General features: G+C 40.2%; 18 protein-coding genes. 9 read left to right on the top strand and 9 right to left on the bottom strand.

The genetic code is table 11. The annotated features are described in order from the left end of the window. Positions 1 to 58: 58 nt before the first annotated feature. Positions 59 to 949, bottom strand: a complete 891-nt coding sequence (locus tag PNEUHYL_RS08590; protein ID WP_059368850.1) for an NAD(+) kinase — start codon at positions 947 to 949, stop codon at positions 59 to 61. Between the two features lie 117 nt (positions 950 to 1066). On the opposite strand from PNEUHYL_RS08590, the gene grpE reads away from it, so the two are divergent. Then, entirely contained in the window at positions 1067 to 1651 is a 585-nt protein-coding gene (grpE, locus tag PNEUHYL_RS08595; protein ID WP_059367214.1) for a nucleotide exchange factor GrpE, read from the top strand. Positions 1652 to 1914: 263 nt separating this feature from the next. Beyond that, positions 1915 to 4038, top strand: a complete 2124-nt coding sequence (gene nrdD / locus PNEUHYL_RS08600) for an anaerobic ribonucleoside-triphosphate reductase (RefSeq protein WP_059367216.1) — start codon at positions 1915 to 1917, stop codon at positions 4036 to 4038. 65 nt (positions 4039 to 4103) lie between these two features. Here nrdD and fbpC read toward each other — a convergent pair whose 3' ends face one another. The 4 genes from fbpC to PNEUHYL_RS08615 all read right to left on the bottom strand — a co-directional run bounded on the left by fbpC (position 4104) and on the right by PNEUHYL_RS08615 (position 8628). Beyond that, positions 4104 to 5153, bottom strand: coding sequence for a ferric ABC transporter ATP-binding protein (gene fbpC / locus PNEUHYL_RS08605; RefSeq protein ID WP_059367219.1), 1050 nt, complete (start codon positions 5151 to 5153; stop codon positions 4104 to 4106). A gap of 60 nt (positions 5154 to 5213) precedes the next feature. Continuing rightward, entirely contained in the window at positions 5214 to 7265 is a 2052-nt protein-coding gene (locus tag PNEUHYL_RS08610; protein WP_059367221.1) for an ABC transporter permease, read from the bottom strand. Between the two features lie 104 nt (positions 7266 to 7369). After that, positions 7370 to 7498 carry a hypothetical protein gene (locus PNEUHYL_RS13780; RefSeq protein ID WP_255204590.1) on the bottom strand — a complete coding sequence of 43 codons (129 nt, stop codon included), beginning with the start codon at positions 7496 to 7498 and terminating at the stop codon, positions 7370 to 7372. An 89-nt stretch (positions 7499 to 7587) separates the two neighbouring features. Next, the gene (locus tag PNEUHYL_RS08615; protein ID WP_059367224.1) at positions 7588 to 8628 is read right to left on the bottom strand and encodes an ABC transporter substrate-binding protein; all 1041 of its coding nucleotides are present in this window, start codon (positions 8626 to 8628) and stop codon (positions 7588 to 7590) included. A 164-nt stretch (positions 8629 to 8792) separates the two neighbouring features. Here PNEUHYL_RS08615 and udk point away from each other — a divergent pair, with 164 nt between their 5' ends. Genes udk through PNEUHYL_RS08635 form a run of 4 tightly spaced genes read left to right on the top strand, consistent with a single transcriptional unit; the run spans position 8793 to position 12396 of the window. Then, positions 8793 to 9434 (top strand): uridine kinase, encoded by a 642-nt coding sequence (gene udk / locus PNEUHYL_RS08620; RefSeq protein ID WP_059367226.1) that lies wholly within the window; start codon positions 8793 to 8795, stop codon positions 9432 to 9434. 8 nt (positions 9435 to 9442) lie between these two features. Next, a complete protein-coding gene (gene dcd, locus PNEUHYL_RS08625; RefSeq protein WP_059367227.1) occupies positions 9443 to 10027 on the top strand; it encodes a dCTP deaminase in 585 nt (194 codons plus the stop codon). Further along, a complete protein-coding gene (locus PNEUHYL_RS08630) occupies positions 10028 to 11218 on the top strand; it encodes an AsmA-like C-terminal region-containing protein (protein ID WP_059367230.1) in 1191 nt (396 codons plus the stop codon). It abuts the gene before it with no gap. Beyond that, positions 11218 to 12396: a sugar transporter gene (locus tag PNEUHYL_RS08635; RefSeq protein WP_059367232.1), complete on the top strand. Its 1179-nt coding sequence runs from the start codon at positions 11218 to 11220 to the stop codon at positions 12394 to 12396. The genes PNEUHYL_RS08630 and PNEUHYL_RS08635 overlap by 1 nt, the downstream gene beginning before the upstream one ends. A 16-nt stretch (positions 12397 to 12412) precedes the next feature. On the opposite strand, the gene PNEUHYL_RS08640 is transcribed toward PNEUHYL_RS08635, so the two are convergent. Beyond that, a complete protein-coding gene (locus PNEUHYL_RS08640) occupies positions 12413 to 13345 on the bottom strand; it encodes a LysR family transcriptional regulator (protein WP_069029788.1) in 933 nt (310 codons plus the stop codon). Between the two features lie 195 nt (positions 13346 to 13540). Here PNEUHYL_RS08640 and PNEUHYL_RS08645 point away from each other — a divergent pair, with 195 nt between their 5' ends. The 3 genes from PNEUHYL_RS08645 (at position 13541) to PNEUHYL_RS08655 (ending at position 16480) form a co-directional block, all read left to right on the top strand. Continuing rightward, positions 13541 to 14314, top strand: a complete 774-nt coding sequence (locus PNEUHYL_RS08645) for an NAD-dependent epimerase/dehydratase family protein (RefSeq protein ID WP_059367233.1) — start codon at positions 13541 to 13543, stop codon at positions 14312 to 14314. A gap of 17 nt (positions 14315 to 14331) precedes the next feature. Next, positions 14332 to 14964 (top strand): FMN-dependent NADH-azoreductase, encoded by a 633-nt coding sequence (locus PNEUHYL_RS08650; RefSeq protein WP_059367235.1) that lies wholly within the window; start codon positions 14332 to 14334, stop codon positions 14962 to 14964. Between the two features lie 259 nt (positions 14965 to 15223). Further along, positions 15224 to 16480, top strand: coding sequence for an NTP/NDP exchange transporter (locus PNEUHYL_RS08655; RefSeq protein WP_059367237.1), 1257 nt, complete (start codon positions 15224 to 15226; stop codon positions 16478 to 16480). Between the two features lie 146 nt (positions 16481 to 16626). Here the strand turns inward: PNEUHYL_RS08655 and PNEUHYL_RS08660 are convergent, their stop codons facing one another. Genes PNEUHYL_RS08660 through PNEUHYL_RS08670 form a run of 3 tightly spaced genes read right to left on the bottom strand, consistent with a single transcriptional unit; the run spans position 16627 to position 19506 of the window. Further along, positions 16627 to 17610 carry a peptide ABC transporter ATP-binding protein gene (locus PNEUHYL_RS08660; RefSeq protein ID WP_059367239.1) on the bottom strand — a complete coding sequence of 328 codons (984 nt, stop codon included), beginning with the start codon at positions 17608 to 17610 and terminating at the stop codon, positions 16627 to 16629. 3 nt (positions 17611 to 17613) lie between these two features. Next, positions 17614 to 18609 carry a dipeptide ABC transporter ATP-binding protein gene (dppD, locus tag PNEUHYL_RS08665; RefSeq protein ID WP_059367241.1) on the bottom strand — a complete coding sequence of 332 codons (996 nt, stop codon included), beginning with the start codon at positions 18607 to 18609 and terminating at the stop codon, positions 17614 to 17616. Positions 18610 to 18618: 9 nt separating this feature from the next. Beyond that, positions 18619 to 19506 carry an ABC transporter permease subunit gene (locus PNEUHYL_RS08670; RefSeq protein ID WP_059367243.1) on the bottom strand — a complete coding sequence of 296 codons (888 nt, stop codon included), beginning with the start codon at positions 19504 to 19506 and terminating at the stop codon, positions 18619 to 18621. Positions 19507 to 19510: the final 4 nt, after the last annotated feature.

The raw sequence follows: 19510 nt of genomic DNA on the forward strand, positions 1-19510 counted from the left end.
CTTGTTCACTGTATATTTATTATATTAATACTGTTTCAATATACAGTAAAGATTTTATTTAGAAATTTTTTAACCAGCCCAACTTTGTACTTAATACATTGTAATAATTATAATTTTTTAGATGAAGCAAACGTAATTTATGTTTGCTTTTTTCAATATGAACCACATCATCCGGTGAAAAGCCCAATGCAATTTGACTATCACACCCCACCTCCAACTGAGAAGTATTATGTTCAGCAAAGCGGATAGAAATTTTACTGTCGCCGTCAATAACGAGAGGGCGTGATGACAGTGTGTGAGGAAACATTGGCACTAACGCGATCGCATTTAAATTTGGTGTCAAAATCGGCCCTCCGGCAGAAAGGGAATAAGCCGTCGATCCCGTTGGGGTCGAAACAATTAACCCGTCAGAACGCTGAGAAAAAGCAAATTTATCATTAATATACACATGGAAATCAATCATATGGGCAATTTTCGCAGGGTGAATAACAGCCTCATTAATTGCATTTCCCTTAGCAATAATTTCTCCATTTTGCTCAATTTGGGCTTCTAAGAGAAAACGTTCTTCCACAAAAAATTCGCCTCGTTCTAAACAGGCTTCTAATTGGGCATACGCATTTTTCGGGTCGATATCCGTTAAAAAACCGAGGTTACCACGGTTAATCCCGATAAGAGGAATATTATATTTTGCAAGGATACGCGCACGTCCAAGCATATTGCCGTCTCCCCCAATCACAATTACAAGCTGTGCCAATTGCCCGATTTGCTCTAATTTCGCCGCGGTGTGTTCAGGTAATTCAAGTTTTTCTGCTACCTCTTTTTCAACTAATACCTGATAACCACGCTCGATCAGCCAATGGTAAACATTTTTGTGCATTTGCAGATTCACGTCATTACGCGGTTTCCCTGCTAAGCCAATAATGTTAAAGGAGTTATGTAGTTCATTCATTTTCATTAATTTAAGCGGAATATCAACCGCACTTGAATTCAAAATTTTCGCCATTATATTACATAGCACTTTAATTTTGCTAAAATGTCGCCAATTTTTGAATTAATGGAGAACAAAATGTCCGAACAAGAACAAAAAATTAATACCACTGAAGAACCTATTGAAGAGATTCAAAAGGAAGAGATTGAACAGGTACAGGCTGAGGATCCTTTAGAAGAGGCTATTGCCCGAGTTCAAGAACTTGAAGAGCAACTTAAAACACAAGTAGAAGAAACCTCAAAAAAAGAACAAGATCTTTTACTTCGTACCCGTGCAGAAATTGACAATATTCGCCGCCGTGCCGAGCAGGATGTAGAAAAAGCACATAAATTTGCCCTAGAAAAATTCTCAAAAGACATTTTAAACACCATCGATAACTTAGAACGTGCCCTTAGCACACCGGCAAATACTGAAGATGAAGGCGTAAAAGCCTTATTTGATGGTGTGGAGCTTACTTTAAAAGAGCTTGTTGCAACCGTAGGTCGCTTTGGGGTCGAAGCGGTAGGTGTCGTGGGAGAAAACTTCAATCCGGAGTTACACCAAGCCATTTCTATGCAACCTGCGGAAGGATTTGAATCTAATCAAATTACAGCAGTTTTACAAAAAGGCTACACGCTAAACGGACGCGTCATTCGCCCTGCTATGGTAATGGTTGCCGCCTAAATTTAATCCAATGAAAAGAGCGGTCGATTTTTCGACCGTTTTTTATTTCTATTAAAGAAATTTGATCTAGATCAAAAATTAATATTTTATTTAAAATTAATTCTTATAAATAACCCTACCATCAAGCTAATAAAATCAATAGCTCATCTTTATTTCCACCTATAAACCATCAACAAAACACTACATATTGTGTGTTGATTATAATTTTAGATCTATATATAGTGCTTCTGTTTTTTGTAACGCATAATAACTTGGAGCATATTATGAACAATTTTAGCGTCATCAAACGTGATGGTTCTCGTGTTGATTTTGAGATTCAACGGATTATCAATGCGATAAAAAAAGCCGCAAGTGCGGTTAATATTTACGATGAATTTTATTTTCACCAAATCGGGCAAGATGTAAGCCATGAGATTTTTACCCATCATCAACAAGAAATCGACATTCATCAAATTCAAAAAATCGTTGAAGACAAACTGATGAAAAGCCATTACCCGCAAGTGGCGCGTGTTTATATTGAATATCGTCACGATCGTGATTTAGCCCGAGAAAAACGCAGCAAACTGACCAAGGAAATTGAAGGCTTAATTGAACAAAGTAATGTAGAACTCTTAAATGAGAATGCCAATAAAGACGCCAAAGTTATTCCGACCCAACGGGATTTACTCGCCGGTATCGTAGCAAAACATTATGCCAAACATTACATTTTGCCGCGTGATGTAGTCGAAGCACATGAAAAAGGCGAAATTCATTATCACGATTTAGACTACGCACCGTTTTTCCCCATGTTTAACTGTATGCTGGTTGATTTAAAAGGGATGCTTTCTCAGGGTTTCAAAATGGGAAATGCAGAAATTGAGCCGCCAAAATCCATTGGTACCGCCACTGCGGTAACCGCACAAATTATTGCGCAAGTGGCAAGCCATATTTATGGCGGTACGACCATTAATCGTATTGATGAAGTGCTTGCTCCTTATGTTCAAATCAGCTATGAAAAACATTTAAAAAATGCGCTCACTTGGCAAATTCCGGATGCAGAAGGCTACGCAAAATCATTAATTGAAAAAGAATGTTTTGATGCGTTTCAATCCCTAGAATATGAAGTGAATACCTTGCATACCTCCAACGGCCAAACACCATTTGTTACTTTTGGCTTTGGTTTAGGTGAGAGTTGGCAAGCCCGTTTAATCCAACAATCAATCTTGAAAAACCGCATTCTCGGTTTAGGCAAAAATCATAAAACACCGGTTTTTCCAAAGCTTGTATTCACCATTAAAAAGGGGATCAATCAAGCAAAGGGCGATCCGAATTACGATATTAAACAGCTTGCACTGGAATGTGCTTCCAAACGAATGTATCCGGATATTCTCAATTATGATCAAGTCGTCAAAGTTACCGGTTCTTTCAAAGCGCCAATGGGCTGTCGCAGTTTTTTAGGCGCTTATCAGGAACAAGGCACGGAAATTCACGATGGACGTAACAATTTAGGGGTGGTTAGCCTGAATTTACCGCGTATCGCCTTAGAATCCCAAAATGAAGAGGAATTTTACCGCACTTTAGACCAACGTCTTGCGATTGCTAAAAAGGCATTAATGACACGTATTGCCCGTCTTGAAAATACGAAAGCTAGAGTTGCGCCGATTCTTTATATGGAAGGGGCTTGTGGTGCACGTTTAGCGGCTGATGATAATGTTGCACAGCTGTTTAAAAACGGGCGAGCCTCAATTTCACTTGGCTATATTGGCATTCATGAAACTATTAATGCACTTTATAACCAAGGACATATTTTTGATAATGAACAACTCCGCCAAAAAGGTCTCGCAATCGTTACGCATTTAAGCAATGCGGTGAAACAGTGGCAAAAAGAAACTGGTTATGCTTTCAGCCTCTATTCAACGCCAAGTGAAAATTTATGTGATCGTTTCTGTCGTTTGGATACGAAACAATTCGGTGTGATTGAAGGCGTAACGGATAAAGGTTATTACACCAACAGCTATCATTTGGATGTGGAAAAGAAAGTGAATCCTTATGATAAGTTGGATTTTGAAATGCCCTATCCGTCTTTAGCAAGCGGCGGCTTTATTTGCTACGGCGAATATCCCAATATTCAACATAATTTGAAAGCTCTGGAAGATGTTTGGGATTATAGTTATGACCGTGTCCCTTACTATGGCACCAATACGCCTATTGATGAATGTTACGAATGTGGCTTCACCGGAGAATTTGAATGTACCAGCAAAGGTTTTGTTTGCCCGAAATGCGGTAATCACGACAGCAGCAAAGTGTCGGTTACCCGCCGTGTATGCGGCTATTTGGGCAGTCCGGATGCGCGTCCGTTTAATGCGGGCAAACAGGAAGAAGTAAAACGTCGTGTAAAACACCTTTAGAACAGAAAAAGTGCGGTTAAAATTAACCGCACTTTTCTTTAAGAGTTGCGATAAGCCAAAATAACCTATTCTTTCTTCAATAGAAAAACCCCGTATTTCGACAAATTCACATAGGCTTGTTTGAGTTCGGCATTAAAATCTTCCGGTTTACAATTCACCAGTAATTCTTTTCCTGCCCAAATCGCGACCACTTCCCAATAGTTGCCCATATAGACCGCACTTTTAATCTCACAACGTTGATTATCTGAGCCTTCATTGCTCAGATAAACCGCTTCGGGACGAATCCCCACTAGGCATTCGCCATCAGCCAAACCAAATTGTGCCGTATTAGAAAGGGGGACTTGATAACCGTTAATATCCACCGTATCATTTTGTAATTTCCCCTCAAAAATACTGGACTCCCCCATAAAATTCGCCAAAAACAAGGAATTAGGGCGAAGATAAAGTTCTTTTGCCGGTGCTTTTTGCATAATCTTGCCTTTATGCATCACAATAACCTCATCGGATACGGCGAAGGCTTCGGTTTGATCATGAGTAACATATAAGGACGTGATACCCAATCGTTGTTGTAATTCACGAATTTTTTCACGCATAGCGCGGCGAAGATTCGCATCCAAGTTGCTTAACGGCTCGTCAAATAGCAATACTTTTGGTTTCAAGACTAAAGCACGGGCTAACGCCACACGCTGTTGTTGCCCACCGGAAATTTGATCGACAAATCGTTCTTCAAAACCTGCTAAATCCACCAATTCGAGGGCTTCCTTAACCCGCTGAGCGCGTTCTTGTTTGCCCACACCTTGCATTTTTAAGCCGTAACCCACGTTATCACCAATAGACATATGCGGGAACAACGCATAAGACTGGAACACAATACAAATGTCGCGGTTTTGTATAGAAGATTTCGTTACATCTTCACCGTCAATAAAAATTTGACCGCTTGTGGGATTTTCCAACCCCGCCACCAACCTTAATACTGTCGTTTTGCCACAACCTGACGGCCCAAGCAAGGTCACCATTGTGCCACGTTTAATGGTTAAATCTAAATTATCGATTACGACAGCGTTACCAAATGCTTTGGTGATATTTTTCAATACTAAAAAATCGTTGTTCATCATTACTACCTTTTAAAAACTATTTATTTTTATACCGCACTTTTATAGATGTTCAGACGGTGCTTAATTCATTTTTTTCGCTTTGGATCGACTAATGCGGGTATCCCCCACGAGCCAATCAAAAAATAGAATAATCGCCATCATGACGACGATGAGAATCGAACCATAGGCAATCGCCACACCATATTCACCGTCCTCGACTCTATTTAAAATATAAGATGTCGCAACACGGGTATCGGCAGTAACAAGAAAGACGATGGCACTCACTGTTGTCATAGAGCGGACAAAACTGGTTACCAATGCAGATAACAGAGCCGGTTTAAGCAATGGCAGCACAATAAATACAATGGTTTTAAATGAACTGCCCTTAAGTGAGAGAGAGGCTTCATCGAGAGATTTATCCAATTGTCCCAATCCTGCAATCGCAGCGCGCATCCCGACCGGCATATTACGCATCACCATAGAAAGAATAATGATTAATCCCGTTCCTGTGATATAAATCGGCGCGCTATTAAAAGCAAGGATATAGGACACCCCCGCAACCGTACCCGGTACGGCAAAACAAAGTAAGGTGAGAAATTCTAACGTCTTCTTCCCTTTAAAATCACGGCGCACAGTAATGTAGGCAATCAATAGCCCAAAGAGAGCCGTAATCGGCGCTGCTGCGGCGGAAAACAATACAGTTTGGATAAGAGACGGCCAAGCCCCATCGCTAAAGCCTTGACCAAATAGCGCAAGATAATGTTTAAAGGTTAATGTGTAATCTACTCCCCAGTTAGCGGTAAAGCTTCCGTAGAAAATACTGCCGTAAAGAACCACATTGAATAACACCCAAAAACCTAAAATCAGCATAATGGCGTATTTCATAAGATTCGGCAGATCTTGCACATCACCACGATAGGATTTGCCGGAAACCGTCACATAGGAGCGATTACCTATCCATAAATACTGGATCACGAAAATCGATAGCGAGAAAATAAGCAATAAACTCCCCAATGTACTGGCTGAAGCATAATCAAGTTGTGAGCCTGCAATAAAAAAGTAGATTTGTGAGGAAATTACATCAAAACTACCGCCCAGCACCAATGGCGTACTAAAATCCGCTAAAGATTGAATGGCAACCACAAGGAATGAGTTACCCAGTGCCGGTTTCAATAGTGGGAAAATGATATTGAAAAAGGTTTGATAGCGGTTTGCACGCAAAGTGTAGGAAGCCTCTTCAATAGAAGGATGGACGGATTTAAGCGCACCCTCCAAAATCATAAAGGACATCGGGGTCAATGCCAGTGTATGAGCGATGACAATACCGGTGAAACCGTATAACCAGTTGTTATTAAAGCCGAGATACTCCACTAAAAATTGCGTTACATAACCTGAACGTCCAAGCATTAACGTTACCCCCAATCCCACCACAAACGGCGGGGTAACAATCGGTAAAATTGAGAAAATTTTACCGATAAAAGCGGTACGTTTGGCGATACGGGTCGTATAAAGCGCAAAAATTAAACCGAATAAAGTTGCCAAGACGCCGATAGTTGCCGCCACACTCAATGAATTGAGGATAATACGGATAATATAAGGTTGCTTAATTATCGTTAAAAATTGGGTTGGAACAAATTCCGAACCGTCATAAAACATAGAAATAAAAATTGCTAAGGTAGGATAAACGATAAAAAAGAAAATCATCAGCACAATACTGATAAGCGAGGCAATAATAAATTTGTCCCCTTGCATTATCTTCATTTTAGCCAAAGCATTCGTTGCCATTGCAATCAGCACCACTACTAACACAAAAATGGAATAACCAAGGCTAATTTTAGCGATCGTTGCAGAGACAAAAATAAAGGCGAAAAGAGCACAGATCAGCAAAAACTCAAACAAACCTTGTCGAGACGTTGTTTGTTTAAAGCAATGCGACACGGCGGGAATGAGTAACAGACTACCAAACCATAGCCAACTTAAATTGGGCGCAGCCCACCCCATAGATTCCAACAACTCATCCGATGTAGATTCCCAAAGTCCGTAATAAAGCGCTGTATAGGGCAAACAAATAAACCCTACTAACGCAATGGCAATCCAAAACCAATTGCTATTTAAAAATGCCTGCTTTCTCATTAAACCTCCGAAAGACTATTTGGCTACTTTAACTTACGCCTACATTTAATCAATTCATCTTCTGCGCCTCTCATTAGAACCGTTAAGTAGCAAATCAGAGTTCATCAGGTCAATTCCTGTGATTTCTGTGCAAAAGGAGAACCTGCGACAGCCCGTTTCCCAACCATGGTTTTATGATTGTAGTGAAAAGAAAAGATAAATAAGGCAAAAAGTGCGGTCAAAAATTGCGACATTATGTAGCCGTTCGCCCTTACATTTTTCACTTATGCGTTTGCTACATAGTGCCGAAAAATTGATAACGTTTAACCGCACTTCAGAAATGCTAGTTTGCTAATTTAATATCCCGAACCCATTTCTCAATTAGACGTTTACGTTCTTCGGTTGCGCCGTATTTCTCAAAATCGTAATTGATTAAATTCAGTTTCGTAGGATCAAAGGCGACAGGAGATTGTTCCGCTTTCGTATTGGTTAAAATCTGCAAAGATTCCCCTTTCTTCCACGCCAGCTCCTGCCCTTCTTGAGAAAGCGCCCAATCTATGAATAATTTGGCATTATCAAGATTTCGAGCCCCTTTAATGATGCTTACACCGCCCAATTCATAACCGGTTCCTTCACAAGGTACGATTAATTCTAATGGTGCGCCTTGCTGTTTTTCTAATGCATAATCGTGTAAGAAACCGACACCCACAGCGGTTTCGCCCCGTGCCGCATTACGTGATGGCGCAATACCGGATTTGGTGTATTGTGATACGTTTGGATGTAATTGTTTAAAGAAATCAAAGGCTTTATCTTCACCCCAAAGTTGTACAAAGGTCGCGATGGCAGTATAAGCCGTGCCTGAACTTTGCGGATCGGCAATTTGGATTTCACCTTTTAAATTTGGATCCGTTAAATCTTTCCAACATTTCGGGATTTCTTTAATACCTAGTTTAGCAAGACGCTCGGTATTAACACCAAAACCTAAAATCCCCATATAAATGGCGGAAACATAATTACCTTTTGTTTTTGCCGGATCACGGAACGATTCAACAATTTCATCAATATGTTTGGACTTATAGGGCTCAATCAAACCTAATTCCGCCGCTTGCGCTTGCGGATCAAAGGTACCGCCAAACCACACGTCGGCTTGCGGATTATTTTTTTCCGCCTCGACTTTTGCAAACGTACTTCCCGAACCATTGCGGATAAAAGACGTTTTTACATCATATTTTTCGCCAAAGGCTTTCGTAGTGGTTTCACATAAAATATTAGTAGCACTACAGTACACGACCAAGCGACCTTTGGCGTTCACGCCAGAGGAAATCATTAAACCGCCGGCTAAAAGTGCGGTTGAAATGGAAAACGAAATTTTATTGAGTTTCATAGCAAATACTCCTATTGGGTGAAAACGCTAAAATACTACGCGAAAACGAAAAATAATACCGTGATAATCCTCACAATTTTGCAAATTGATACTGAAAATAAAGGTGAAATTGACCGCACTTTTCTTTATAATTCAGGGAATTTGTCAGTTTTCAGGTTATATTTATGCCAGATTCATCTTGTATCATTATTGCTATCACCGGCGCCTCCGCCTCAGGAAAAAGTTCCATTGCTTCCACCGTTCATAAAGAATTATGTAATGAATTGGGTTGCCAACAAATCGGCATCATCACAGAAGATAGCTACTACAAAGATCAAAGCCATTTAGAAATGAGCGAACGAGTAAAAACCAATTATGATCACCCCAACTCCATGGATCGTGATTTACTCATTCAACATTTAAAAGATTTAAAAGCCAATAAAGCGGTGAATATTCCCGTTTATAGTTATGTAGAACATACCCGAACGGCTGAAACAACTCACTTCACACCTAAACGTATCGTTATTTTAGAAGGTATTTTATTACTCACGGATGAGCGTGTACGCCAACTCGCGGATATTTCCGTATTTGTTGATACACCGCTTGATATTTGTTTTATTCGCCGCTTGCAACGTGATATGGAAGAACGCGGTCGCTCGCTTCAATCCGTTATTGATCAATACCGTTCAACGGTACGTCCAATGTTCTTACAATTTATTGAACCGTCTAAACAATACGCCGATATTGTCATTCCTCGCGGCGGTAAAAATCGCATTGCGATCAATATGCTAAAAGCTCAAATTCTTCATTTATTAAATCAAAAATAGGAGAAATTATGCGTCTTTGTGATACCGATATCGAACGCTATCTTGATGATGGCATTATTTCTTTAACCCCCCGACCTGCTAACGACAAAATTAACGGTGCAACCATTGATGTCCGTTTAGGCAATTCCTTCCGGGTATTTCGCGAACATTCTGCACCTTATATTGATTTAAGCGGCCCTAAAGAAGAAGTATCTGCACAATTAGAATCGGTCATGAGCGATGAAATTATCATCCCTGACAACGAAGCCTTTTTTCTACATCCCGGTGTATTGGCACTGGCGACTACGTTAGAATCCGTCAAATTACCGGCAAATATTATTGGTTGGTTGGATGGTCGCTCTTCCCTCGCCCGTCTAGGCTTAATGGTTCATGTAACAGCACACCGTATTGATCCGGGTTGGGAAGGAAAAATCGTCCTAGAATTTTATAATTCCGGCAAATTGCCTTTAGCATTGCGCCCCAATATGATTATCGGTGCGCTAAGTTTTGAAGTATTAAGCGGAGAGGCTGCCCGCCCTTACAACCGCCGTAAAGATGCGAAATATAGAAACCAACAAACGGCTGTGGCAAGTCGCATTGATGAGGATAAATAAATGAAAAAGATCGCAATAAGCCTGTTGATCGTGCTTGTTGCGATCTTTGCTTTTTTCTACATCCAACTTCAACAAGCCAAAACACAGCTCACCGACCAATTAGCCCAACACAATATTCAAGTAAAATCCCTTGAGTTCAATCTCATTCCTCAACCTTATTTTTCTATTGAGCAACTGAGGTTTCATGAGATGTCCCTCAAACGGATTGAGGGAAAATTGGCATTTTTACCGTTAATTCTCGGCGAGCCAAAATTTGAACAACTCATAATAAATCAAGCTAAATTCGGTGAAAACTCCCTCAATTCAGCGAAAATAACTCTACAACTTTCAGATTTTTCACTGAAAAAATTATTGGCAAAAAGTATTTCCTTTAACGGAGAAAATCGAATCTCTATTGAACTTGAAAAACCGATTTATGGAAAAAATACAACATTCGATTTCTCCTTTAATAAAGCAAATATTGCCCTTCGACAAGATAAAGAATCATTAATCCAAATTGAAAGAGCAAAACTCAATGAGCAAACATTAGGGTATATTGAAGTGCACGCTGATTTTTCTAAACCGTATAAAATACTGGCAGCCTACATCAAGCCGGCCTGCACCACTGATTGTTTAGCCGTGCTAAAATTCAATAGTCTTGCACAAGAAAGTGCGGTCAAATTTTCCGGTAAAAATTTTCCTATGGAGCGCTTACTCACCCTATTAAGCTTTCCTAATACAATGACCGGCACAACGGATTTTAATATTCAGCTGACTTTTTCCAATTCAGAATTAATGCAAGGGCAATTTGATTTTAATGCTCGAGACGGGGAACTTTTAGGAATAAATTTACTGGATCTGCTGTCACAATATTTCCCAATTAATTACAATGATGAATTATTACAAGGGAAAAGTATGAACACCCCCTATCAAACCGCTATTTCATCACTGAGTCTGGAAAATAATTTATTAACCGTCAATAAAATCAGCCTAAAAACACCCGCACTTTTAGGTGAAGGCAATGGTGCGATTGATTTACACACAATGCAATGCGATATTAATCTCACGCTCTCCGCGACAAACGAGAAATATAAAAAGCTGAAATTGCCTATTCGCTTTTTTGATAGTTGCTATTCTCCCCAGTACAAACTGGAATTGAATAAAGATTTTCGGAAACAGTTAAAAAATCTCATTAAAGAAAAATTGAAATAATGTCCTTTTACCAACAAGCTGAAAAAATCCAATATTGGCGGGTCATTATCATGGCTTGCGCTGCGTTTATTTTTAATACGACAGAATTTGTGCCGGTTGCATTACTGACAGATATCGCTCAAAGTTTTGAGATGCAAACCGCAGAAACCGGCCTCATGATGACGGTCTATGCTTGGACTGTGCTGGTGATGTCTTTACCGGCAATGCTTGCGACAGGAAAAATGGAACGAAAAAGTTTACTCATTAAACTTTTTGTAATTTTTATTATTGGACATATCCTCTCTGTGATTGCGTGGAATTTTTGGGTATTGCTGATTGCCCGTATGTGTATTGCATTATCCCATGCTGTTTTTTGGTCTATCACCGCCTCCCTTGTGATGCGAATCTCCCCTAAAAATAAAAAAACGCAAGCACTCGGTATGCTTGCGATTGGTTCATCCCTTGCCACGATCTTAGGCTTACCTCTCGGGCGCTTAATCGGTCAGCTTGTCGGATGGCGGGTCACTTTCGCCATTATTGCTGCCTTAGCATTAGTGGCAATGTTCTTAATTATTCGTCTTTTGCCTCGGCTTCCAAGTAAAAATGCCGGTTCACTTGCCAGTTTACCTGTCCTTGCTAAACGTCCCTTATTAATCTGGCTTTATATCACAACGGCGCTCATCATTTCCGCGCATTTTACCGCCTACACCTATATTGAGCCTTTTATGATTCAAATCGGGCAATTCGCACCAAATCTCACCACAATGATTCTCCTCGTATTTGGCTTGTCAGGCATTAGTGCAAGTTTACTGTTCAATCGGTTATACCGCTTTAACCCAAAAAAATTTGTTCTAAGTGCAATGGGATTATTCATTGTCTCACTCACACTTTTACTCGGCTCAACCCTCTATACTGCCACAATATTCACCCTCGCTTTCCTCTGGGGAATCGGAATTTCCTGTATTGGACTTGCTTTGCAAATGCACGTACTAAAACTTGCACCGGACGCCACCGATGTGGCTACGGCAATCTATTCGGGCATATTTAATGCAGGGATCGGTGCCGGTGCGTTATTAGGCAGCCAAATCATGAATTATGTCGGATTGGAATATATCGGATTTAGCGGCGCGCTGCTGGGGGTTATTGGATTAACCATTTTCACTATTTTCCAATCTCGTTATCCACTGAAAAACCCTTAAAAAAACAACCGCACTTTTACTTTTCCTTCTGCCATACAGAATGTCGTTCAATCAGTTCCTCAACCCATTCCAAAAATATTTTTACTCGCTTTGGCGTGTAGCGAGAATAAGGGTAAACAAAACTCAGCGGCATCGCTTGAAGTGGATAATCTTTTAAAATTTCAACTAACTCGCCCGAGGCCAAATAAGGTGCGGCAAACGCTTTTGGGGCGTAGCCTATGCCTAGTCCCGCCAATAAAGCACGATAATAGGTTTGGGCATTATTATAAGTTTGATCGGGCGTTTTATGGAAAAGCATGTCATCTTTAACTTGATTTATCACTTCCGCTGCAACATAAACTTTCGCTACTTTGCCCGTTGCAGCAAATTTAAATGCTAAATAACTATGTTGCTCTAAATCTTCTGCGTTAGTAATCGGCATATGTTGGCGTAAATAATCAGGTGTGGCGCATAAACAGAACGGCATTTGCCCAATCATCTTTACCACAAGGCTATCATCCGTAATCACACCACCGCGAATGGCACAATCGACACCTTCATTGATAAGATCAACTACTCGTTCACTACTGCCAATTTCAAAGCGTAAATTAGGGTATTTCTGCAAAAATGAGGGCAAATTCGGTACGATAAGATGATCCGCAATAGGCGAAGGCATTTCAACTTTCAGTAAACCGGATATATGATTTTGCTGTTGAATTTCCCGATTAATTTCTTCAATTTCATCTAAAAGCGGTAGGATTCGTTGATAATATTGTAAGCCGTCTGCAGTAGGTGAAACCCGACGTGTAGTACGATGCAACAATTTAATACCTAAATGATTTTCAAGACTTTGAATTTGCCCTGATAGCGTTGTTGTGGCGATATTTAAATCTTCCGAGGCATTTTTGAAATTGCCGGTCTCCACAATTCGACAAAATGCCTGCATCACCTCTAGTTTATCTAGTGCCATAAATTTCTCTAATCATGTAATTTATCATACAAACGAAGCCATTTTAGGCGACTTTTAATTTAGAACAAAATGAACTTATACAGAAAATAGAGATAATTTTTGTTCATTATCCGACTTTTATAAATAAAGTATGCGAATTAAGGGGATATATTGTAATAACATCTATCGCTAAAATTTTAACAAAAGGAAAACAAAATGAAAAAAAGTCTAATTGCCCTCACGTTTAGCTTAACAATATCCACTTCGGCACTTGCCGAAACTATTTTCTTAGCAGGCGCAACAGGGGTAGTCGGTGAACCTTTGGGTAAAGCACTGGTTGAAGCAGGGCATACAGTTTATGGAACAAGTCGTAGTGCAGATCGTGCAAAAGCATTAGAAGTCAACGGAGTAAAACCTGTGGTGCTTGATGTCTTTGATGCAAAAGCTGTGGAAAAAGCCATTGCGAATGTAAAACCTGATGTCGTCATTAACCAAGTTTCTTCATTGCCTAAAGGTTTAAAAGAATCAGAAATGCCCGAAGGATTAAAACGTGATGCCAAAGTACGTGTAGAGGGTACAAAAAATCTCGTTGCCGCAGCAGAAAAAGCAGGTGTAAAAAAATTCATTAACCAAAGTTTCTTATACTACTTCCCAACAGACAAGAAAATTACTGAAACGGATGTATTAGTGGGAGAAGATGATCCTATTTACGGTGAATCGGTTAAAGCATTAAAGGAAGTTGAAATGCGTACTCTGGCAGGTAAATTTACCCCTGTCGTTTTACGTTTTGGTTGGTTATATGGCGGTAAATCAGGGTTTGATGCGCCAATTGAAGGCTATCCGTCTGTTAATGTGGACATAGCAGTAGATGCTATTGTCAAGGCAGTTAAAGCCGATTTAAACGGCTTATATAATATTGCAGAAGAAAGCCCGATGATTGACCTCAGTAAATTCCAAAAAGTAGTGCCAGAATGGAAATCCCATAAATAATGAGACAGGACAATAATATGAAAACATTGTTGATTAATGCTCATCCACAATTTCACCTACCAAACTATACACGGAAACTACAAAATTACTTTGTAGAACAGTGGGCTAAACTTAATCCGAATGAGCAAATCACGATCATTAGTTTAGCCGAAACGGATGTTCCTCGTTTAGACAATGAAACATTGACATTATTTTCACAAAAAATGGCAGGTGCAGAATTAACCTTAGCGCAACAAGAAAGAGCGGTCAAAATGCAAGAGATTTTGATGCAATTTAAATCCCATAAGCGTATTGTTATTGCGATGCCGTTATATAACTTCAATATTCCATCTAAATTAAAAGATGACATGGATAACATTTTCATTGCTCGTGAAACATTCCGTTATACAGCCTCCGGTTCTGAAGATTTGATGACTGATGGACGCAAAGTTTTCCTTTTGCAATCAAGCGGTTCAATTTATACCAATAATGACCGCTACACGCCCCTTGAGTTTAGTCGAATGTACTTAAAAGAAATGTTTATCAATATGATGGGCTTTGATGCTTTTTACATCGCACGGGCTCAAGGTACGGCGATACGCTCTGAAAATGGTGTTTTAACGGAAGCTTTTGCGGAAATTGATCGGCTATTGGCTGATTTTTGCCAATAATCCTCTCTCTGTATAGCGGTCATTTTTCGATGTAATTTCAAAAATTTAACGGCATTATGTCGCAAATGCACAATTTAAAGAAAATGTAGGGACGTCACGCCGGCGTCCGTAAAAATTAAATGCTTTTAAAAGGTTGTATGACGGACGCCAGCGTGATGTCCCTACCTATGAGATAAAATTTAGGTTTTTGCAACTGTTACATAATATCGCAAATTTAACCGAAAAACCGACCGCTCTTTTATTGATAAACGGAAAGTAAATGAACAATCTTTTACAAAAATTTGTAGATATCAAACCCAATGAAATCAAAACATTGGCTTGGTCTTGGCTTTATGTATTCACCCTCTTTTTAGCCTATTACAGCTTACGTCCTATTCGAGATGAATTAGGGGCAACCGGCGGTGTCAGAAATTTGCCGTGGCTATTTACAGGAACATTAATTGCAATGTTGGTGCTGACCCCTTGCTATGCCTATTTGGTAAAATGTTGGAAACGAGAAAAATTTATCGCTATAGCTTACCGCTTTTTTATGCTGAACTTATTGATTTTTGCCTATTTAATGTACGCTGCTAATGGTGAAATTCTTATTTGGACGGGCAGAATCTTCTTTATCTGGGTATCGGTATTTAACTTGTTTGTAGTATCCGTATTTTGGTCACTGATGAGCGATGTATTCAGCACAGAGCAAAGCAAACGCCTATTCGGTTTGTTAACAACAGGTGCAACCCTTGGTGGTATGACTGGTTCGGCGTTTATCTCTGGATTGGCAGATAATTTAAGTCAATATGTATTCTTAACGATAGCCCTTCTCTTACTCGAAATTGCTGTGCAATCGGCAAAACAGGTTTCCCGTTTAAGCTCACCAGAGATTCATCGAGGTTATACTGAAAGAGTGGAAATTGGCGGTAGTGTGCTATCAGGTTTAACACGTACTTTCCAATCGCCTTACTTACTTGGAATTTCTGCCTTTATTCTGTGCTACTCCATGACTTCCACTGTACTTTACTTTCAACAAGCTGAAATTGTAAACAATCACTTTTTAAACCGGGCAGAACGTACCGCCTTTTTCGCCAATATTGATTTATGGGTAAATGGTTTAACCCTAATTTTCCAACTGGGTTTAACCGGCAGAATGATGAAATATTTAGGCATCCTTCCCGTACTGGCAATGCTACCGTTGTTAAGCAGTGTCAGTTTTGCAATGTTAGCCATTTATCCAACGGTCGCGATATTTGTGATTATCCAGGTAACAAGACGAGTGAGTAATTTTGCTTTCACCCGCCCCGCTCGGGAAGTATTATTCACACGTTTAAACCGTGAAGATCGTTACAAAGCCAAGAATGTCATTGATACCGTCATTTACCGAACCGGAGATCAAATCGGAAGTTGGAGCTATGCGGGCTTAAACACACTAAGCTTAAGTTTATCCACTATCGCTTGGATTAGTGTACCGCTTTGCTTGCTGTGGCTGGCATTAAGTATTTGGCTGGCAAAACAAAAAGCCGATTCAGATTAGGAAACCAAGGGAATTGCGAATCGCAAAATCTTTAAACTTCTAAAATTAATTTTCTCAATTTTATTGCTACGTAGTCCCCCAAAGCCCCTTAAATAAAAAACAACCGCACTTTTACTTAAAGTGCGGTTATTTCTCGGCTTGTTTTACTAATCAATATGAAAACAAGCAATCAATTTACCATCAGGATACTGCGATAATATCGGTCTTTCTTCACGGCATTTTTCTGTTGCTTTCCAACAACGCGGGTTAAAAGCACAGCCTTGCGGCGGATTAATCGGGCTTGGTAATTCCCCGACTAATTTTATACGTTCACGGCGTAAATCGGGCGAGAGGCGTGGTGTGGCAGAAAGTAAAGCCTGCGTATAGGGATGTTGAGGATTGGAAAAAATTTGTGCCGTTGTACCTTTTTCCACACAACGCCCCAAATACATCACCATGACTTCATCGGCAATGTGTTCCACCACGGAAAGATCGTGAGAAATAAATACATAAGACAATCCCAATTCATCTTGTAAATCCATCATAAGATTTAATACTTGTGCACGCACCGAGACATCAAGGGCAGACACCGGTTCATCCGCTACGACAATATCCGGCTCTAACATTAAACCGCGCGCAATAGCAATACGCTGACGCTGTCCGCCGGAAAACATATGAGGATAGCGATCATAAAATTCTGCACGTAATCCCACTTTTGCCATCATAGAAAGCACTTTTTCTTTCCGTTCTTTAGCAGAAAGTTTCGTGTTGATAATTAAAGGTTCTTCCAAAATAGCGCCAATTTTTTTACGTGGATTTAATGAGGCATAAGGATTTTGGAAAACAATTTGAATTTTCTTACGCCGTAAGGCTTTCGTTGCCGAATTATTTTCTAAAAAATTCTGTCCCTTGTAATACAGCTCCCCCTCAGTAGGCGCTTCAATCATGGCAAGCAAACGCCCTAATGTGGATTTGCCACAACCGGATTCTCCTACTACCGCAAGAGTTTTACCTCTTTCTAATTGAAAAGAGACACCATCCAAGGCTTTCACTTGCTGAGTTTTTGTAAATAGGCCTTTTTTAACCGGATAATATTTTTTTAACCCTATCGCATTCAGTAAAGGAGCATGCTCTTTGATATAATTCGTCATTGATTATTCTCCTTTACTCCATTCAACCGGCTCACCCGCTATATTTAGTGGGGTATGGCATTTCACTTTACGATCAGCCATGTGATGTAATTCCGGCTCAACTTGGCGACAATGTTCTGTGGCATAAGGGCAACGAGGATTTAACAAACAACCGTTCGGACGATCATATTTTCCCGGCACGACACCCGGTAAAGATTGCAAACGAGATTTACCTTCCGCAAATTCAGGTAAAGATCGCAATAATTCTTGGGTATAAGGATGTTTGGGTTCACGAAAAATATCCTCTGCCCGCCCTTCTTCGACGACTTGACCGGCATACATCACAATAATGCGATGCGCCGCTTCGGCAACAAGTGCAAGATCATGGGTAATTAAAATTAACGACATACATTCTTTTTTCTGTAAATCGAGTAATAGATCCATAATTTGCGCTTGAATCGTCACATCTAATGCAGTGGTCGGCTCATCGGCAATCAATAGTTTCGGCTTACAAGCAATTGCCATCGCAATCATCACGCGCTGACTCATTCCGCCGGAAAGTTGGTGGGGATAAACATCTATACGTGATTCCGCATCCGGAATCCCTACTAAACGCAATAATTCCAAGGTACGCTGACGACGTGATTTTTTTAAACCGCCCTCATGAACTTTTAGTGCCTCCATAATTTGGAACCCTACTGTATAGGCAGGATTCAGGCTGGTCATCGGATCTTGGAAAATCATTGCCATATCCGCACCAATCAGGGCGCGTTTGTCTTTGTCACTCAGGGTTAATAAATCTTTATCTTCAAATGCTAAAGAATCTGCAAAAACCCGTCCCGGATAATCAATTAATCCCATAATCGCTAAAGAACTCACCGATTTACCGGAACCTGATTCCCCGACAATGCCCAAGACTTCGCCTTGCTCTACTTGATAACTTACACGATCCACCGCGTTAAAAGGTGTAGTTTTATCACCAAACTGAACAGAAAGCGCTTTTACTTCCAATAATGCCATTCCGCCCCCTTATTGTTTAAGTTTTGGATCGAGTGCATCACGCAGACCATCGCCCATTAAATTAAAGGCGAGTACCAAAGATAAAATCACCAAGCCCGGAATCGTTACCAACCAGTTAGCTGCCTGCATAAAACTCCGTGCTTCGGAAAGCATGGTGCCTAATTCCGGTGTCGGTGGTTTAGCTCCAATACCAAGGAAACCCAGCGTGGCAAGTTCTAAAATAGCGTTAGAAATCCCCATTGTCATTTGTACAATAAGCGGGGCTAAGCAGTTAGGTAAAATCACAATAAACATTAAGCGTAATACCCCCGCGCCCGCTACTTTAGATGAGGTTACATAATCCCGATTTTTTTCATTCATCACTGCTGCCCGGGTTAAACGAATATAGCTTGGAATAGATACCACCGCAATAGCCAAGGTTGCATTCAGTAAAGAAGGCTCTAAGATCGAAACAACGACAATAGTCAGCAATAAGTTCGGAATTGCCAACATAATATCAATTAAACGCACAATAACCGTATCCAATACGCCACCATAATAACCGGCAAGCAATCCTAAGCTCGTTCCCAACAAACAAGAAAGGATCACGATGACAAAGCCGGCAAAAACTGAAATTCGGGTACCATAAATAATACGTGAAAGAATATCCCGACCAATATCATCAGTACCAAGTAAATAAGCCACGTTGCCGCCCTCATACCAAGCGGGAGGCAATAATAGTGCGGTACGATTTTGCTCAGCCGGGTCAAAAGGGGCAATATAGGGAGCAAATATACCGATAAATGCCACAACCAGAATAAAAATTAACCCGATGAGCGCACCTCGATTTTGCTTAAAATAAAACCAAAATTCTTGTAAAGGCGTTCTAGGCACTAACATTGAAGTTGTGTCTGTCATTCTT

It is taken from the genome of Rodentibacter caecimuris, from assembly GCF_001019715.1.
Lineage (GTDB): Bacteria > Pseudomonadota > Gammaproteobacteria > Enterobacterales > Pasteurellaceae > Rodentibacter > Rodentibacter caecimuris.

Excerpts from the sequence above, each read along its gene's own strand:
- PNEUHYL_RS08590 (WP_059368850.1), bottom strand. The coding sequence starts at position 949 with ATGAATGAACTACATAACTCCTTTAACATTATTGGCTTAGCAGGGAAA.
- grpE (WP_059367214.1), top strand. The coding sequence starts at position 1,067 with ATGTCCGAACAAGAACAAAAAATTAATACCACTGAAGAACCTATTGAA.
- nrdD (WP_059367216.1), top strand. The coding sequence starts at position 1,915 with ATGAACAATTTTAGCGTCATCAAACGTGATGGTTCTCGTGTTGATTTT.
- fbpC (WP_059367219.1), bottom strand. The coding sequence starts at position 5,153 with ATGATGAACAACGATTTTTTAGTATTGAAAAATATCACCAAAGCATTT.
- PNEUHYL_RS08610 (WP_059367221.1), bottom strand. The coding sequence starts at position 7,265 with ATGAGAAAGCAGGCATTTTTAAATAGCAATTGGTTTTGGATTGCCATT.
- PNEUHYL_RS13780 (WP_255204590.1), bottom strand. The coding sequence starts at position 7,498 with ATGTCGCAATTTTTGACCGCACTTTTTGCCTTATTTATCTTTTCTTTT.
- PNEUHYL_RS08615 (WP_059367224.1), bottom strand. The coding sequence starts at position 8,628 with ATGAAACTCAATAAAATTTCGTTTTCCATTTCAACCGCACTTTTAGCC.
- udk (WP_059367226.1), top strand. The coding sequence starts at position 8,793 with ATGCCAGATTCATCTTGTATCATTATTGCTATCACCGGCGCCTCCGCC.
- dcd (WP_059367227.1), top strand. The coding sequence starts at position 9,443 with ATGCGTCTTTGTGATACCGATATCGAACGCTATCTTGATGATGGCATT.
- PNEUHYL_RS08630 (WP_059367230.1), top strand. The coding sequence starts at position 10,028 with ATGAAAAAGATCGCAATAAGCCTGTTGATCGTGCTTGTTGCGATCTTT.
- PNEUHYL_RS08635 (WP_059367232.1), top strand. The coding sequence starts at position 11,218 with ATGTCCTTTTACCAACAAGCTGAAAAAATCCAATATTGGCGGGTCATT.
- PNEUHYL_RS08640 (WP_069029788.1), bottom strand. The coding sequence starts at position 13,345 with ATGGCACTAGATAAACTAGAGGTGATGCAGGCATTTTGTCGAATTGTG.
- PNEUHYL_RS08645 (WP_059367233.1), top strand. The coding sequence starts at position 13,541 with ATGAAAAAAAGTCTAATTGCCCTCACGTTTAGCTTAACAATATCCACT.
- PNEUHYL_RS08650 (WP_059367235.1), top strand. The coding sequence starts at position 14,332 with ATGAAAACATTGTTGATTAATGCTCATCCACAATTTCACCTACCAAAC.
- PNEUHYL_RS08655 (WP_059367237.1), top strand. The coding sequence starts at position 15,224 with ATGAACAATCTTTTACAAAAATTTGTAGATATCAAACCCAATGAAATC.
- PNEUHYL_RS08660 (WP_059367239.1), bottom strand. The coding sequence starts at position 17,610 with ATGACGAATTATATCAAAGAGCATGCTCCTTTACTGAATGCGATAGGG.
- dppD (WP_059367241.1), bottom strand. The coding sequence starts at position 18,609 with ATGGCATTATTGGAAGTAAAAGCGCTTTCTGTTCAGTTTGGTGATAAA.
- PNEUHYL_RS08670 (WP_059367243.1), bottom strand. The coding sequence starts at position 19,506 with ATGACAGACACAACTTCAATGTTAGTGCCTAGAACGCCTTTACAAGAA.